This window comes from Microbacterium hanjuni, from assembly GCF_043556395.1.
In the GTDB taxonomy this organism is placed as follows: domain Bacteria; phylum Actinomycetota; class Actinomycetes; order Actinomycetales; family Microbacteriaceae; genus Microbacterium.
The window spans coordinates 645,453-662,429 of record NZ_JBIGIK010000001.1; the positions used below are offsets into that span (position 1 = coordinate 645,453).

14 protein-coding genes are annotated in these 16,977 nt (G+C 69.6%); 4 read left to right on the forward strand and 10 right to left on the reverse strand.

Annotated features, from left to right (window positions below; translation table 11 throughout):
• Positions 1–21: 21 nt before the first annotated feature.
• The gene (gene mnmA, locus ACFXP5_RS03315; protein ID WP_394543494.1) at positions 22–1,119 is read right to left on the reverse strand and encodes a tRNA 2-thiouridine(34) synthase MnmA; all 1,098 of its coding nucleotides are present in this window, start codon (positions 1,117–1,119) and stop codon (positions 22–24) included.
• Positions 1,120–1,167: 48 nt separating this feature from the next.
• A complete protein-coding gene (locus ACFXP5_RS03320; protein ID WP_394543495.1) occupies positions 1,168–2,331 on the reverse strand; it encodes a cysteine desulfurase family protein in 1,164 nt (387 codons plus the stop codon).
• 54 nt (positions 2,332–2,385) lie between these two features.
• Here ACFXP5_RS03320 and glgX point away from each other — a divergent pair, with 54 nt between their 5' ends.
• The 3 genes from glgX (at position 2,386) to glgB (ending at position 8,785) form a co-directional block, all read left to right on the forward strand.
• Entirely contained in the window at positions 2,386–4,473 is a 2,088-nt protein-coding gene (glgX, locus tag ACFXP5_RS03325) for a glycogen debranching protein GlgX (RefSeq protein ID WP_394543496.1), read from the forward strand.
• 149 nt (positions 4,474–4,622) lie between these two features.
• Positions 4,623–6,626: an alpha-1,4-glucan--maltose-1-phosphate maltosyltransferase gene (locus tag ACFXP5_RS03330; protein ID WP_394544173.1), complete on the forward strand. Its 2,004-nt coding sequence runs from the start codon at positions 4,623–4,625 to the stop codon at positions 6,624–6,626.
• Positions 6,623–8,785, forward strand: a complete 2,163-nt coding sequence (gene glgB, locus ACFXP5_RS03335) for a 1,4-alpha-glucan branching protein GlgB (RefSeq protein WP_394543497.1) — start codon at positions 6,623–6,625, stop codon at positions 8,783–8,785. Before ACFXP5_RS03330 ends, glgB begins: the two co-directional genes overlap by 4 nt.
• 139 nt (positions 8,786–8,924) lie before the next feature.
• Here glgB and ACFXP5_RS03340 read toward each other — a convergent pair whose 3' ends face one another.
• The gene (locus ACFXP5_RS03340; protein WP_394543499.1) at positions 8,925–9,860 is read right to left on the reverse strand and encodes a tetratricopeptide repeat protein; all 936 of its coding nucleotides are present in this window, start codon (positions 9,858–9,860) and stop codon (positions 8,925–8,927) included.
• Positions 9,857–11,668, reverse strand: coding sequence for a DUF8094 domain-containing protein (locus ACFXP5_RS03345; RefSeq protein ID WP_394543500.1), 1,812 nt, complete (start codon positions 11,666–11,668; stop codon positions 9,857–9,859). The genes ACFXP5_RS03340 and ACFXP5_RS03345 overlap by 4 nt, the downstream gene beginning before the upstream one ends.
• A 192-nt stretch (positions 11,669–11,860) precedes the next feature.
• Here ACFXP5_RS03345 and ACFXP5_RS03350 point away from each other — a divergent pair, with 192 nt between their 5' ends.
• The gene (locus ACFXP5_RS03350) at positions 11,861–12,937 is read left to right on the forward strand and encodes an AI-2E family transporter (RefSeq protein ID WP_394543501.1); all 1,077 of its coding nucleotides are present in this window, start codon (positions 11,861–11,863) and stop codon (positions 12,935–12,937) included.
• 9 nt (positions 12,938–12,946) lie between these two features.
• Here ACFXP5_RS03350 and ACFXP5_RS03355 read toward each other — a convergent pair whose 3' ends face one another.
• Genes ACFXP5_RS03355 through frr form a run of 6 tightly spaced genes read right to left on the reverse strand, consistent with a single transcriptional unit; the run spans position 12,947 to position 16,931 of the window.
• Positions 12,947–13,666 (reverse strand): alpha/beta hydrolase, encoded by a 720-nt coding sequence (locus tag ACFXP5_RS03355; RefSeq protein WP_394543502.1) that lies wholly within the window; start codon positions 13,664–13,666, stop codon positions 12,947–12,949.
• Position 13,667: 1 nt separating this feature from the next.
• On the reverse strand, positions 13,668–13,952 hold the full coding sequence (locus ACFXP5_RS03360; protein WP_394543503.1) for a hypothetical protein: 285 nt from the start codon (positions 13,950–13,952) through the stop codon (positions 13,668–13,670).
• 3 nt (positions 13,953–13,955) lie between these two features.
• Positions 13,956–14,684, reverse strand: a complete 729-nt coding sequence (locus ACFXP5_RS03365) for an aggregation-promoting factor C-terminal-like domain-containing protein (protein ID WP_394526929.1) — start codon at positions 14,682–14,684, stop codon at positions 13,956–13,958.
• 55 nt (positions 14,685–14,739) lie between these two features.
• A complete protein-coding gene (locus ACFXP5_RS03370) occupies positions 14,740–15,333 on the reverse strand; it encodes a DivIVA domain-containing protein (RefSeq protein WP_394543504.1) in 594 nt (197 codons plus the stop codon).
• Positions 15,330–16,367, reverse strand: a complete 1,038-nt coding sequence (locus ACFXP5_RS03375; protein WP_394526931.1) for a phosphatidate cytidylyltransferase — start codon at positions 16,365–16,367, stop codon at positions 15,330–15,332. The genes ACFXP5_RS03370 and ACFXP5_RS03375 overlap by 4 nt, the downstream gene beginning before the upstream one ends.
• A 9-nt stretch (positions 16,368–16,376) precedes the next feature.
• Positions 16,377–16,931, reverse strand: coding sequence for a ribosome recycling factor (frr, locus tag ACFXP5_RS03380; protein WP_394526933.1), 555 nt, complete (start codon positions 16,929–16,931; stop codon positions 16,377–16,379).
• Between the last annotated feature and the right edge of the window lie 46 nt (positions 16,932–16,977).

The window sequence follows — 16,977 nt, forward strand, 5'->3', positions numbered from 1 at the left end:
CGGCCGACACCCGGTGGGGGGCTAGACCGAAACGGGAACCGCGGAGACCGTGCGGGCGATCGTGAACTGTCCGAGAACCCGCGTGCCGTCGTAGAGCACCGCGGTCTGCCCGGGGGCCACCCCGTCGAAGGGTTCGTCGGGCACGACGGTGACGACACCGTCTGCCACGCGGGCGTGAGCGGGCACCGGATCGGCGTGAGCGCGGATCTGCACGTGGCACGCGAAGTCCTGCGCCTCGGGCGCACGACCCGCCCACGAGAAGCGTTCTCCCGCGATCTCGGCCGTAGCCAGCGCCTCTTTCGGGCCGACCACCACCGTGTTCGAGACCGGTCGGATCTCGAGCACAAAGCGCGGCTTGCCGTCGTCGGCGGGAACGCCGAGCTGCAGTCCCCGTCGCTGGCCGATGGTGAACGCCAGGGCGCCATCGTGGCGCCCGACGACAGCGCCCTCGCGGTCGAGGATCTGCCCCTGCTCCGCGCCCACCCGTTCGGCGAGCCACCCGCGCGTGTCGCCGTCGGGGATGAAGCAGATGTCGTGACTGTCGGGCTTCTGCGCCACGGTCAGGCCGCGCTCCGCAGCCTCGGCGCGTACGAGTGCCTTCGAGGGCGTCTCGCCGAGCGGGAAATAGGTGTGCGCGAGCTGTCCGGCCGTCAGCACGCCGAGCACGTAGGACTGGTCCTTGGCCTGATCCGACGCGCGGTGCAACTCCCGTCCCTGCGGACCGTCGACGAGCGTCGCGTAGTGCCCGGTGCACACGGCGTCGAAGCCGAGTTCGACGGCACGCTCGAGAAGAGCGGCGAACTTGATCTTCTCGTTGCAGCGCATGCACGGGTTGGGTGTGCGCCCGGCGCGGTACTCCGAGATGAAGTCGTCGATCACGTCATCGCGGAACCGCTCGGAGAAGTCCCAGACGTAGAACGGGATACCCAGCCGGTCTGCCGCGCGCCGCGCATCCATCGCATCCTCGATCGTGCAGCACCCGCGACTGCCCGCACGCAGCGTGCCACCGGCGCGAGAAAGCGCAAGGTGCACACCCACGACGTCGTGCCCGGCGTCGACGGCTCGTGCCGCGGCCACCGCGGAGTCCACCCCGCCACTCATGGCCGCCAGTATTCGCATGTCTTCGAGTCTACGAGGCCACGGATGAGTGGTCCCCGAACGTCGTTCTCAGCGCGCTGCGACCGCGCGCTCGTAGGCCGCGGGAAGGGCCGCCGCGACGGCGGCGATGTCGGCCTCGCTCGAGGTGCGACCGAGGGAGAAGCGCAGCACCGAGCGCGCCTCGCGCTCATCTCGACCGAGGGCGAGCACCACGTGGGACGGTTCGGCGACGCCCGCCTGGCAGGCCGAACCCGTCGACACCGAGATTCCCGCCTGATCGAGCAGGAACAGCAACGTCTCACCCGACGCCTGCGGGAAGAGCACGTGCAAATTGCCGGGCAGACGCTCGAGCGGATCCCCGAGCACGGCGGCGGCGGGGAGGGTCGAACGGATGCTGTCGGCCAGCGCATCGCGCAGGGCGCTCAGGCGACGCGCCTCCGCCTCGCGCTCCGACTCGGCCAGCTCGGCCGAGACGGCGAAGGCCGCGGCCCCCGCGATGTCCTGGGTCCCGGCTCGCAGGCCTCGCTGCTGGCCGCCGCCGTGGAACAACGGAGTCGGCGAGACCTGACGGGCGACGACCAGCGCTCCCACACCGACCGGGGCTCCCACCTTGTGCGCAGACACGCTCACGGCCATGAGGCCGCCGGGGCCCGCAGCATCCCCCCGCCACCGACGAAACGACACCGGGAGGTGCCCCAGAACGGCCACCGCATCGAGGTGCAGGGGCACGCCAGCGCGAGCGGCGGCAGCGGCGAGCGCCACGGGGTCCTGCACCGTGCCGACCTCGTTGTTCGCGACGAGCGCCGTCGCGACCGCTGCTCCCGGCAGGGCTTCGGCGAACGCGTCGAGGCGGATCCGCCCGAGGGGATCCAGCGGCACCGCCCGCACGACGGCGCCCTGCGACGCGGCCAACCACGCCACGGCATCGGTCGTCGCATGGTGCTCACCGTCGGGCAGCACGATCGCGTCCACGCCGGCGGGCCGCGCCCACCACAGCCCCTTGACGGCGAGGTTGACCGCTTCCGTACCACCGGAGGTGAACACGACCTCGACGGGGTCGCAGTCGAGCACGGCGGCCAGACGCTCGCGAGAGCCCTCGAGCACGCGTCGAGCCGCCTGCCCACCGCCGTGGATCGACGAAGCGTTGCCGACGATCTCCTGGGCGGCCAGCCACGCATCCCGCGCCTCGGGTCGTAACGGCGTGGTCGCAGCGTGATCCAGATAGATCGACATGCCGCCTCCTCGCTCGAAACGTCGCCGACGCGCAGCATTACTACTGTAGGTCGCATGGTCCGCCCCGAGCCGCCCGCCGTCACGTCCACTGCCGGGCTGCTGTCCCCCTCACTCGACGGACTCGGCGTCACCCGGGCCGGCGACGGCGCCATGACGCTGCGCATCTGGTCCGCTCACGCCGATGCCGTGGAGCTCGTGCTCTTCGACGACACCGACCTCGACTGGGCGATCGCCGTCCTCCCGCTCGAGCCGGTCGGCGGCGGCGTCTGGAGCGTCACGACGGAGCACCTGCGACCAGGATCGCGCTACGCCGTGCGCGTCGGCGGGCCGCAGGGCGTCGGCAACACCTTCAACCCCCGCACCCTGCTGATCGAGCCCTACTCCCGGGGCCTCGTCTCGGGCGAATTCGAGGATTGGCGCTCGGTCGTCGTGGACGGCGGGTTCGATTGGGGCGGGGTCGAGAAGCCGCGAACGCCGCTCGATCGCACCGTCATCTACGAGGGTCACGTCAAGGGCATGAGCAAGCGGCACCCCGGTGTGCCGCCCGCCTTGCACGGCACCTACGCGGGACTCGCCCATCCCGCGATGATCGAGCACTTCCTGGGCCTCGGCGTCACGAGCATCGAACTGCTGCCCGTGCACGCGTTCGCCACCGAGCCTCGACTGCTCCAGCTCGGCCTGACGAACTACTGGGGATACAACTCCCTCAACTTCTTCACCCCCCACGGCGCCTACGCCACGCAGCAGAGCCGCCGTGAGGGGCCCGAGGCGATCCTGCGCGAGTTCAAGGGGATGGTGAAGCTCCTGCACGAGGCCGGCCTCGAGGTGCTTCTCGACGTCGTCTACAACCACACCGCTGAGGAGGGGATCGGCGGACCCCGCTCGAGCCTGCGGGGCATCGACAATCGCTCGTACTACCGGCAGACCGAGGAGGGCGACTACATCGACGTCACCGGCTGCGGCAACTCCGTCAACACGGCGACGGATGCTGCGTCCCGCCTCGTGCTGGACTCCCTGCGCTACTGGGCCGACGAAGTGCAGATCGACGGCTTCCGCTTCGACCTCGCGGTGACCTTGGGGCGCGATGAGAACCACGCCTTCACCCCGGAGCATCCTCTGCTCCAGCAGATCCTGCACGACGAGAAGCTGGCCGGAGTGAAGATGATCGCCGAACCCTGGGATGTCGGGCTGGGCGGCTGGCAGACCGGCAACTTCGGCGACGGGTGGTCGGAGTGGAACGACCGCTACCGCGATCGGGTGCGCAACTTCTGGTTGAGCGACATCGACTACGCCCGCCGCGCCGACACCTCCCCCACCGGTATCGGGGGGTTCGCGACGCGGCTGGCGGGGTCGTCGAACACCTTCAGCGCCGAGCGGGGTCCGCTCGCGAGTGTCAACTTCGTGACGGCGCACGACGGCTTCACCCTGCGCGACCTCGTCTCCTACGACGTGAAGCACAACCTCGGAAACGGCGAGCAGAACCGCGACGGTGCCGACACCAACCGGTCCTTCAACCACGGCGCGGAAGGTGCGACCAACGATGAGCGCGTCCTGGCAGCCCGCCGCACCGCGATGCGCAACCTCCTGGGCACACTGCTGCTGTCGGCCGGAGTTCCCATGCTCACCGCGGGCGACGAGTTCGGTCGCACGCAGCGCGGCAACAACAATGCCTACTGCCACGACTCGCCGCTCACGTGGCTCGCGTGGGAGCACGCGCAGTGGCAGCAGGACCTCACCGAACACGTCCGCACCCTGATCCGCCTCCGCCGGGAGAATCCCGCCCTGCGTCCGGTGCACTACGCCCGGCCCGACGCCACGACGCCGTCCGCCTCCGTCCTGAGCTGGTTCGACGAGTTCGGAGCGACGATGGCGCCGGAACGGTGGGCCGACCCCGCGCACCGCACGCTGCAGTACGTGGCCACCTCGACCCCCGAGACCGAGGAGCTCAACCGCATCCTGCTGATCGTGCACGGTGCGGAGCATCCGGTCGACGTCATCCTGCCCCGCCTCGACGGCGTGGAGAGCTTCGTGTCGTTGTGGTCAAGCGTGGACGAACGGCCCGCAGACACCACCCGAACGTTCGCGCCGGGCGACACCGTCGCGCTCCCCGGCGCCGCGATGCAGCTCTTCCGCGCTGACTGATCCGAGCCCGCGTGTCAACCGGCGCGTGATAGCCCGCGGCCATCGAGCGAGCGCGGTAGGTTCGCTCTGTGGCTCTCACGACGCAGAATCAGACTCCCCCGGCCTGGCGAAGCGCCTCGTCGATTCCCCCTCGTCCGGCAACCCCCACGGTGTCGCCCGGCGCGACGACGACACCGCGCATCCCCCTCGCTCTCCCCTCACCCAGCGTTCCCGGCGGGCGGTTCCGACCCAGCGCCTACGCCGGCGAAGCAGTGCCGTTCGTCGTCACCGCTTTCCGTGAAGGGCATGACCGCATCGGCACCCACGTGCGGCTGTTCTCGCCGTCCGGGGAGGAGTCGCTGCACCGCCTCACCCCGTTGAACGACGGATTCGACCGGTGGTCGACCGTGGTCGTGCTGCTCGAGCAGGGCATATGGTCCTTCCGCTTCGAAGCCTTCGCCGACGAGTTCGCCACGTGGCAGCACGCCGCCGAGGTGAAGATCGCGGCCGGCGTCGACGCGGCCCTGATGCGGGAGATGGGCGCCCGCCTGTTCGAGACGGCCCTCGCCGAGAAGGACCGCCCGCTCGCGGAGCGCACCGCCCTGCGTGCTGCGGCTGCAGCACTGCGCGATGAGGATCTCAGCGACGACGCCTCCCTCGACATCGTCGGCGACCCCGAGATCGCCGCCTTCTTCGCCGACCGCCCGTTGGCCCCGCTGGTGTCCTTCGACGACAAGCGCGATCTGCTCGTCGAGCGTGAACGCGCGGGCGTGGGCGCCTGGTACGAGTTCTTCCCCCGCTCCGAGGGCGCGGTGCGCGCTGAGGACGGCACGATCACCAGCGGCACGTTCATCACCGCCCAGAGCCGCCTTCCCGGCGTCGCCGGCATGGGGTTCGATGTGCTGTACCTCCCGCCCATCCACCCGATCGGCGAGCGCAACCGCAAGGGCCGCAACAACACCCTCGACCCCCAGCCGGGCGACCCGGGCTCGCCCTGGGCGATCGGTTCGGCCGCGGGCGGACATGACGCCGTGCACCCCGACCTGGGCACCCTCGAGGATTTCCGCGCTTTCGTGGTCGCCGCCAGGGCCCAGGGTGTCGAAGTCGCTCTCGACCTGGCGCTGCAGGCCTCGCCCGACCACCCCTGGGTCACCGAGCACCCCGAGTGGTTCACCACGCTCCCCGACGGCTCGATCGCCTACGCCGAGAACCCCCCGAAGAAGTACCAGGACATCTACCCGGTCAACTTCGACAACGATCCCGCGGGCATCCGCGCCGAGGTGCTGCGCGTCGTGCGGCACTGGATCGCCCAGGGCGTCGAGATCTTCCGCGTCGACAACCCTCACACCAAGCCCCTCCAGTTCTGGGAATGGCTGATCGCCACCGTCAGCGCGGAATCGCCGAACGTCGTCTTCCTCGCGGAGGCGTTCACACGCCCCGCTCCCCTGCAGGGTCTCGCGATGGCCGGCTTCCAGCAGAGCTACACGTACTTCACGTGGCGCAACACGAAGGAGGAGCTGGAGGAGTTCTTCACCGCGCTCTCCCACGACACCGCCGACTTCCTCCGGCCCAACCTCTTCGTCAACACCCCCGACATCCTCACCGAGTACCTGCAGTTCGGCGGTCGGGCGGCCTACAAGGTGCGTGCCGCGCTCGCGGCGACCGCCGCGCCCACGTACGGGGTGTACGCCGGCTACGAGCTCTTCGAGAACGTCGCCCGCCCGGGGTCCGAAGAGAACATCGACAACGAGAAGTTCGAGTACAAGGTGCGCGACTGGGAGGCGGCCGAAACGAACGGCGACTCGCTCGCGCCCTACCTCCGCCGCCTGAACGAGATCCGTCGCGCTCATCCCGCTCTCGCGCAGCTGCGCAACCTCTCGGTGCACTGGAGCGACGACGAGGCGGTGCTGGTGTACTCCAAGCACCTCCCCGCGGCGCTCAGCCCCACCGGTGCGGACGACACGCTGCTGGTGGTGGCGAACCTCGACCCGCACTCGGTGCGCGAGACCACCGTGCACCTGGACGTGAGCGTCTGGGGCCTCGGCCCCGACGACACCTTCGAGGTGGAAGACCTGATCACCGGCGCACAGTGGACCTGGGGTCAGCACAATTTCGTGCGCCTCGACGCGTTCGTCGAACCCGTGCACATCCTGCGCGTCAAGGAGACCCGATGACCGCCCACGCCCCCGACGACACCGTGCTCGACACGATCGCGACCGGCAGCCACCACGACCCGCACGGCGTACTCGGCGTGCACCCGGGCGAGGACGGCACCTGGTTGCTGCGCACGCGCCGTCCGCTCGCGACCAGCGTCGCCGCGCACCTCGACGACGGGTCGGTCGCCGACTTCGCCCACCTGCGCGCCGGCATCTGGGAAGCGGTCGTGCCGCAGCATCCCGATTCCTACACCGTCTCCTCGACGTACGAGGACGACTCGGAGTACACCGCCGACGACCCCTACCGTCACGGCCCCACGATCGGTGAGATCGACCTGCACCTCATCGGCGAAGGCCGGCACGAGGAGCTCTGGCGCGTGCTCGGCGCCCACGTGCGCGAGCACGGCGGCACCACCGGTGTGGCGTTCACCGTGTGGGCACCCGATGCCCGGGCCGTGCGCGTCGTCGGCGACTTCAACGGCTGGAACGGCCAGGCGCACGCGATGCGCTCGATGGGTTCGAGCGGCGTCTGGGAACTGTTCGTGCCGGGCCTCGCTGCGGGAACGGTCTACAAGTTCGAGATCCTCACCCGCGCCAGCGAATGGATCATGAAGGCCGATCCGATGGCACGACTCGCCGAGGTGCCCCCGGCGACGGCGTCGATCGTGACCGAATCCGCGTATGCCTGGAACGACGAGGCGTGGATGACCGAGCGCCCGCAGCGCCCGCTCGTCGACGAGCCGGTGTCGATCTACGAGCTGCACCTCGGCTCTTGGCGCCCGGGGCTGAGCTATCGCGAGGCCGCCGACCCGATCATCGACTACGTGACCGCCCAGGGGTTCACGCACGTCGAGTTCCTCCCGCTCGCCGAGCACCCCTTCGGCGGATCGTGGGGGTATCAGGTCACCGGCTATTACGCGCCCACCAGTCGCTTCGGCGACCCCGACGACCTGCGCTACCTGATCGATCGGATGCACCAGGCCGGCATCGGCGTGATCATGGACTGGGTTCCCGGTCATTTCCCCAAGGACGCCTTCGCTCTGGCCAGCTTCGACGGCGAACCCCTCTACGAGCACCCCGATCCCCGCCGCGGCGAGCACAAGGACTGGGGCACCCTGATCTTCGACTACGGTCGCGCCGAGGTGCGGAACTTCCTCGTCGCGAACGCCCTGTACTGGCTCGAGGAATTCCACGTCGACGGACTGCGGGTGGACGCCGTCGCCTCGATGCTCTACCTCGATTACTCGCGCGACGAGGGCGAGTGGGCACCGAACCAGTACGGCGGCCGGGAGAACCTCGAGGCCATGCGCTTCCTTCAGGAGGTCAACGCCACGGCGTACAAGCGCTACCCCGGTATCGCGATGATCGCCGAGGAGTCGACCAGCTTCCCCGGGGTGACCGCGCCGACGAGCGAGGGCGGACTCGGCTTCGGCTTCAAGTGGAACATGGGCTGGATGAACGACTCGCTCCAGTACATCGGGCGGGACCCGCTGTACCGCGGGCACCACGAGGGCGAGCTGTCGTTCTCGTTCGTCTACGCGTTCAGCGAGAACTTCGTGCTGCCGATCAGTCACGACGAGGTCGTGCACGGCAAGGGCAGCCTCTTCGGACGCATGCCGGGCGATCACTGGCAGAAGCTCGCGAACATGCGCGCCTACCTGTCGTACATGTGGGGTCACCCCGGCAAGCAGCTGCTGTTCATGGGCCAGGAGTTCGCTCAGATGTCGGAGTGGTCGGAGGGCCGCGGTCTCGACTGGTGGATGCTGGAGCAGCCCTCCCACGCGCAGTTGCACGACTTCGTCGCCGCCCTGAACCGGGTGTACCGCGAGGAATCAGCCCTGTGGCAACGCGACCATGACGGCGCTGCCTTCCACCGCCTCGGCGGGCCGACGTGGAACCCCAGCGTGCTGGCGTTCGCTCGTCGCGATTTCGACGGCAACACCGTCGTCGTCATCTGCAACTTCTCGGGCGCGCCCCTGCTCGACTACGCGCTCGACCTCCCCGAGAGCGGCGCGTGGACCGAGATCCTCAACAGCGACGCGGAAGCCTTCGGCGGATCGGGCGTGGGCAACTTCGGCGTCGTCCGCGCGGACGATGCCGGTCACGCGACGCTCGCACTGCCGCCCCTCGGGGCGCTCTGGCTCAAGCACGAGGGCCAGCCCACCGCGATCGCCTGAGCCGGTCTCCTGCTCCCCTGTCACGAAGTGCGGGTCACACCCGGAGTTCGTGACAGGGGAAGCATCCGATCATCTGCTCTCCTGTCACGAAGTGCGGGTCACACCCACGGTTCGTGACAGGGGAAGAGTCGGATGCTGCTCAGAACAGCAGCGACGACAGCCGACCGCGGGCACGCAGCACGCGCGGGTCGGTGTCGCCGACGAGGCCGAACAGCTCGAGCAGACGCTCGCGCACGGGAGCGCGCTCTTCGGACGGCAGGGCCGCGAAGAGCTCGAGGAGGCGGTCGAACGCATCCTCGACGTGGCCGCCGGCGAGATCCAGGTCGGCGACGAGGAACTGGGCCTCGAGGTCGAGCGGTGCGGCGGCAGCCGCAGCCCGTGCCTCCTGCAGGTCGGCGCCCTGCACCCGGTCGAGGAGGCGCACCTGGCCGAGTCCCGCCCGCGCGTCGTCGTCGCGCGGGTTCTCGACGAGAGCCTGCTCGTAGGCGGCGATCGCCCGCGGGTAATCTCCCGCCTCGATGGCGTCGAACGCCTCGACGTGCAGCGGCGGCAGCGGCGCCTCGACGGGCTCTGCCGCCTCGGGCTGGTCGCCGACGACCACGGATCCGGTCACGCCGTTCTGGGCCGCCACCTGCAGCAGCTGTGTGAAGACGTCGCGCACCTGCTGCTCGGGCACCGCTCCCGTGAACATGGGCACGGGCTGCCCTCCCAGCAGGGCGACCACGAGCGGAATGGACTGCGCGCGGAACCCCTGCGCCAGCTGGGGATTCGCGTCGACGTCGACCTTGGCGAGCACGACCCGCCCGTCGAGCTCGCGCACGACCTTCTCCAGGATCGGCGAGAGCTGCTTGCACGGCCCGCACCACTCCGCCCAGAGGTCCACGACGACGGGAACGGTGCGCGACAGCTCGAGGATCGCGCCGAAGGTCTCGTCGGTGATGTCCATCACCAGCGACGGCACACTGGGCGCAGCCGTGTCGGTGGGGGCGCCGGGAGCGGGCGGCTGAGGACGGTTGCGGAGGGCGGACAGATCGACCGCGCCGCGCATGACGGCGCCGGGTGCAGGAGTGCTCACGGGATGACCTTTGCTTCGAGAATGCTGGTTCGGTAGCCGAGCAGACGGATCTGCTCGGTCGACCCTGGATCGGGAACGTAGAAGAACATCTGATCGGCGAACGTCGTGGTGAACCCGGTGGCCGATTGCTCGACCCCGGTCAACGCTCGCACGGTCGGGTTGTTGTCGAGTTTGATGACCGCGTCGGGGTTGCTCGGCTTCACCGTATCGTTCTCGTTGACGTTGACGGCCACGATCGCGCCGCCCTCGAGGGTCGCGAGCGCGAACGGCTCCTGCGTGCCCGGCACGGAGTCGAACTCCAGTGTCGCGGTGCCGGTGCCGGTCTCGTTCAGCGCGTCGATGCGCTGCTGCCGGTTCGCCTGGATCCCCGCGAGCAGCTGGTCGCCCTGAGTGTCGAACTGAGCCCAGTAGGCGCTCTTGTCCCCGTTGTCGATGATGTCGGCGTAGGCGGATGCGAGGTCCTCCGGCGCAAGCTCAAGGAACCCGGAGTCCGGCGGAACGCGAGACGCCCCGACATAGGGAGCGGCGACATCGGGAAGCTCGGCGGACGCCTCGAGATTGGCGATGTAGGTCGCCCGGTACGTCGACCACGGATCATCCTGCGTCAGCAGCATGATCGTGGGGGCAACCGTCGCGTCGGTGCTGTCCTCCACGACGGTCAGCACCGAGCGAGGCCACTCGTCGAACGCCTGCGGCAGCACGATCTCGACGGGCGACGCCGGGATCGCGGGAGGCGCGGCGCGATCCGGGATCGCCGCGCGCAGCGTGTAGTTCGTGCGACGCTCGGCCAGCGCAGCCCCGCTCAAGCGGGTGGCGGCGAGGTCGGCATCGAGGGAGGTGTCGGCCGTCGCGATCGTCTCGGCGACGCGGGCGACGATCCGTCCCGCCTGCTCCTGCGTGACGGCGGGCGCCTGCTGACCCTCGGGCACGATCACCGTCTCGGTCGGGGTGGGCGTCGGCGACTGCTCCAGCTGCGGCCAGGATCCGGCCGAGCAGCCGGCGAACAGCGCAGCGGAGACGGCGATCGCCGGAAGGGCCACGAAGGCCCGACGGCGCGAGGAGGCCGAGCGGCGAGTGGGGGCGGCTCCCGCCGTGATGACGCCCTTCTCCTCGCTCTCCACCGCGAGGTCGATGGGCTCGGTCACCGGCATGGGCAGCCCCTTGCGGCGCGGCCCGCGCGATCGACGCGAGTGCCGGATCGCCAGGATGTACAGGAAGATCCCGACGAGCAGCACGAGGGAGCCGAGCACGATCAGCGGGCCCGCCCACGGGGTGGTGACCTCGATCGGCCACGACAGCGTCATCTCGGAGGGCGCGGGCGCCACACCGTCGGACGCGAGGAGCACGCTCATCGTGTCGGGAAGCTGGAGGGAGGTCGTCAACTGCCGGTCCTCTTGGAACTCCTCCAGCCACAGGTCGCTCCCCGCCGGCGCGCGGGGGGCGGCAGCCGCGTCCTCGGCCGGAGCCTGCTCGCCCGCCGCGGGAGTCGGGGCCTCCGTGGGAGTCGGCTCGACGGCGGACGTGGTGATCGCGCCATCGTCGCCCACCGTGACGCGGTTGTAGTCGGTGTCGGAGAGCCAGGCCTGCACGTCGCTCGTGCGTCCGTAAGCGAGGAACACCGCGCCGTCGCCCTGGGCGGTGAGCGTCTGCGCACCGGCGAACTTCGTCAGGACAGCGCCGTCGATGACGGTGTAGGCCGTGTCACCGTCGGTCTGGATCGTCTCCGTCGCCGCGGAGGGGCCCTCGAAGACCGTGCGTTGCGCGATACCCGCACCGATCATCACGGCGGCCAGCAGAAAGGCCGCCACGGCCCACACGAAACGCACGAAAGACACCACCCCAACACCGGTCTCCCGGGTGGAGACCCTTCATCGACATTCCAGACTATCCAACGACGGCTGAAAGTTGTCCCGATGGGCGATCCGCACGGGATGAGCCCGCGCCCGCCGTAGTCTGACCTCACCGACCGGTGTCCGCCGGCGGGAGGAGGAGGTACGCGCGTGAAACTGCACAACCCGTTCCGCGTCGCCCTGGTCGCCACCCTCGGCGTCGGAGTCGGACTGCTGCTGATCGGCAGCGTGCAGACCCTGTCGACGATCCTCCTCTACGTCGGCACCGCCCTCTTCCTCTCGCTCGGTCTCGAGCCCATCGTCGGATGGCTGGAGCGGCGCGGTCTTCGGCGCTGGGCAGCCGTGCTCGTCACGATCCTGGGGGTGCTGGCGGTCTTCGCGGGCATCATCCTGATGGTCGTGCCCATCATCGTCGGCCAGATCGGCCAGCTCGTCTCGCAGATCGACGAGATCGTGCAGCAGGGCAACCTCGACGACATCATCTCGGGGGTGCGCTCCTGGTTGGAGGCGAACTTCCCCGCTCTCGATGTCGATCAGGCGTGGTCGTACGTCGAGGGCTGGTGGTCGACGCTCGACCTCGGCTCGAGCGTCGGGTCGATCGGCAACAGCATCATCGTGATCCTCGGCGCGGTCATCGCCGGCTTCGGCGGCGCGTTCATCGTGCTGATCCTGACGATCTACTTCACGGCCTCCACGCCCTCGCTGAAGGCTGCGGTCTACCAGTTGGTCCCCGCCTCCAAGCGCCCCCGCTTCATCGACCTGGCCGAGCAGATCGTCGACTCCGTCGGCTTCTACGTGATCGGCCAGATCAGCCTCGGTGTCATCAACGGCGTGTTGAGCGCGATCTTCCTGACGATCATCGGCGCCCCCTTCCCCGCCGTGCTCGCTGTCATCGCCTTCTTCTTCTCCCTCATCCCCCTCGTCGGCACGCTCACCGGATCGACGATCATCGTGCTGACCTGCCTCATCCCGGGGATCGACTCCACGCCGACCACCGCGCTCATCGCGGCGGTCTACTACCTCGTGTACATGCAGATCGAGGCGTACGTCATCTCGCCGCGCATCATGAACCGGGCGGTCTCGATCCCTGGCGCCGTCGTCGTGATCGCCGCCCTGGCAGGAGGCGCACTCCTCGGCCTGCTGGGCGCGCTCATCGCGATCCCGGTGGCCGCCAGCATCCTGATCATCTACCGCCAGGTCATCATCCCCCGCCAGAACGAGCGCTGAGCGGCGGTCTCAGCTCCCGGGCGTCGGCCACTCGGTCGGGAGCGGGAGAGCGGCCGGGTTGACGACGCCGACGATCTCGGTCAGCACCCGCCGCGTCTGAGACTCGCCGACCCAGAGGTGCTTGCCGCCCTCCACGGGGATCAGGACGGCCTCGGGGATGCTGGCGAAGCGCTCGGCCGCCTCCGCAGGACGGAGGTAATCGTCGAGCTCGGGAATCACGACGACGACCCGTCGGGGGTCTCCGCCCCACGCGGCGACCTCGTCGGCGGAGGTGCGGTGAAGCGGCGGCGACAACAGGATCGCCCCCGTCACGTCATGGCGGCGGCCGTATTTCAACGCCAGTTCCGTCCCGAACGACCACCCGAGCAGCCACGGGTTCGGGAGGTTCCGCGCCACGACGAAGTCCATCGCGGCGGCGACGTCGTACTGCTCGGCCCCGCCGCCGTCGAAGGCGCCCTCGCTCGTACCCCGCGGCGAGGTCGTGCCCCGGGTGTTGAAGCGGAGCACGGCGATGTCGGCGAGGGCCGGCAGACGGCCGGCAGCCTTCCGCAGGATGTGGGAGTCCATGAAGCCGCCCGCCGTGGGCAGCGGGTGCAGGGTGACGAGGGTGGCCACGGGCGCGCGACCCTCGGGGAGGCTGAGCTCGCCCACGAGGGCGAGGCCGTCCGCGGTGTGCAGGGTGACGTCCTCCCGCTCCGCCGGAAGGAGGACCGGTCCGCGAATCTCCATGTCAGCCCACTCTCCAACAGTGCGAATGCCAGTGCCGCCGCGCGGCGAGGTCGGCCGCATCACCGAGCACGCCGTCTGCGCGCCAGGCGACGAGGTGAGCGGTACCGGCGGGGATCAACCGGCCGCACCCGGGGCACGTGTAGGGCTTGAGTGCCTGCCCCTGCGAGATGGGCTGCACCGTCCACTCACCGCCCCGGCGCGTCTCGGTGCGTTTGAACCCCGCGACGAAACGGTCGAAGGAGTCGTCCGAGGACGACGAAGGGCGACGGCGAGGGGCACGAGGCATCCCTCACCACCAGTGGTTGGAGGTCCAGAAGTCGTACGCGGCACCCCAGCTGCCGTAGCGACCGACGGCGTATCCCGTCGCCCAACGCAGGTTGTCGACGGGGTCGTAGCCGTTTCCGGGCACCTTGCTGCACGGCAGCGCCTGCACGAGCCCGCACGCGCCGGAGGACTTGTTCGTGGCGTTGGGGTTCCAGCCGCTCTCCCGCTTGACGATGTAGTCGACGTACCCCTGGTCGCTCTCCGCGATGCCCGCAGCCGTCATCCACTCGGCGGCGGACCCGCCGCCGGTGTACTGCGGACGGGCGGTGACCGCCCCGGTGCCACCGGTGGCCTTCTTGGACCCCGATGCCGACGGGGTGGGAGTCGGCGTCGGCGTCGGCTTCGGTGTCACGTAGACCGTGTACCCGCTTCGATCCAGTGCTGCGGGTGCTGCGTCTTCGTCGCCCGCGGCGATGAACGACTGACTGTCGACGGCAGCGGCGGAGTACAGCGACACCGCGCCCGACTGGGTCTCGGCCGCCTGCGCGTCGAGAACCGCCCCGCCGAGCGGACCGACCCAGGCCGCGGTGAACGCGACCGCGGCGACGCCGGCGAAGACGGACAGTACACCGCGGCGGCGGGACCAGCGTGGTGCGGCGGCGCGGGATGCTGCGGGTGAGACCACGTCCATCGCGGGAAGCGAACGTCGTGCGAGTCGCCGCGAAGCGCGCGTCATCTCAGGGCCGGAAGTCACAATGCCCCCCACTCTAGCGGCGGGTATGGGCCGACGCCATCGTCACGCGCCGCGCTCAGCGGACGGCCAGCATCACTTCGACGACCGCGTCCAGCACAGCATCCACCTGCGTCTCGTGGTAGCCACGACGCCGCATCCGGAAGGCCACGGAGCGCACCTGCTCGGCGGTCACGGGCTCACCCGAGGCGAGGTAGCGGGCGAGCTTGTCGGCGACCAGATCGACCTCCTCGATCCGATACCCGTATCGGAGCACGCTCACCCGGGCGAAACGGCGCCCCTTCGGCCGCATGAGCCGGTCGAGCACGGTCTGGGCCGTCGCACGGGACTCCGCCACCCAGGCACGCGCCCCGCGGCGCGACATCGCGTGATCGCGCTCTCGCGCGGCGAAGGCGTCTTCGATCCGTCCCAGTGCGGCGTCGACGGGCGCGATCGCGTAGCCGTGGCGCACGAGCGGGAACGCCACCGAACGCACTTCGGTGGATCGCAGGGTGCCGGGATCGTCGGCCTCGAAAGCCGCGCGGGCCTGGGCGAGGAAAGCGTCGACGGCGCGCTTCTCGTAGCCCTTCTGCCTGCCGGATGCCTGCGGGAACGGATCCGTCACCGTGGCGGGGGCGTCGTCGTCGGTCTCGGATGCGGGAACGATCGTCATGACACCACCAGAGGAGCGAGGAGATAGGAGAGGGCGAGAGCAGCCGTCGCCGACGGCAGGATCGAGTCGAGCCGATCGAGCACACCGCCGTGTCCCGGCAGCCACGAGCTCATGTCCTTGATACCGAGGTCGCGCTTGATCATCGACTCGCCGAGGTCGCCGATCGTCGCCGTGGCCGTGATCGCCGCGCCGAAGATGAGCCCTGCCCACCACGGCAGCCCGAGCATGTAGATGGCGAGCAGCACGCCGGCGATCAGCGCGGCGACGAGAGACCCGGCGAAACCCTCCCAGGTCTTCTTGGGGCTGATGCGCGGCGCCATCGGGTGGCGACCGAAGGACAGCCCGGCGCCGTAGGCGCCCGTGTCGGCGGCGACGGTGACGATGATGAATGCCAGCACCCACCATTCACCACCCGGGCGCGCGAGCAGGATGAGCGCCAGACTGCCGAGGAACGGCACGTACAGCTGCACGAAGCCGGTGGTCAGGACGTCGGAGACGACAGCTGCGTACGTACGACCGTCGTGCGCGATCATCTGGGCGAGCAGACGCCAGACGATGAGGAACACCACCACGACGATCGTGACGATCCAGTGCAGCCAGAGCGGGAGGAAATAACCGCTCAGCAGCAACGCCACACCGCAGGTGAGTTGCGGGATGACATCGACGCGGCGCCCGGCGGCCAGGAGCGCGCGAGTGAATTCGAACACCCCGAGCGACATCGCCGCGATCGCGAAGATGACGAAGATCCATTTGTAGAAGATCAGCGAGGCGATGACCACGGCGCCGATCGCGAGCCCGATCGCGATCGCGACGATCAGGTCGCGACCGGTGCGCTGCTTGATGCGCTCGTTCGCCTCTTCGAACTCCGCACGCGCGTGGGCGACGTGCGTCTCGAACTCGGCCCGGGCAGCTCGCATGTGCGAGGGAGAGCCCGCCTCGCCCGCGGCTTGGGCGCGACGAACGTCGGCTGCGCTGCGGCGCGAAGGCGGCGGCTCGGGCGGGACGGACCCGCCCGGCCCGGGGGCGTCGGTCATAGCGGGTCTTCAGACCTCGAGAAGCTCGGTCTCTTTGCGCTTGAGCGCATCGTCGATCGCGTCGACGTGAGCCTTCGTCAAGGCGTCGAGTTCCTTCTCGGCGCGGACGAGTTCGTCCTCGCCGATATCGCTCTTGAGCGCGTCGAGGTCGTCCTTGGACTTGCGGCGGATACCGCGCACGTGCACCTTGGCGTCCTCACCCTTCGTGCGGACGATCTTCACGTACTCCTTGCGGCGGTCCTGCGTGAGCTCGGGCATGGTGACCCGCACGATGTTCCCGTCGTTGGTGGGGTTGACCCCCAGGTTCGGAATGTCGCGGATCGCTTGCTCGATGGCCTTCAGCGCCGACTTGTCGTACGGCGTCACGATGAGCGAGCGCGCCTCGGGGTTTGCGAGCGAGGCCAACTGCGACAGCGGGGTCGGTGAACCGTAGTAGTCCACGAGCACCTTCTGGAACATCTGCGGGTTGGCCCGGCCGGTGCGGACGGTGGCGAAGTCGTCTTTCGCCGCTTCGACCGCGCGATCCATGCGGGCTTGGGCATCAGCCAAGACATCGGCGATCACGGTGACTCCATTCGTAAGACGTGCTTCCACTCTAGCCGCGGGCTGT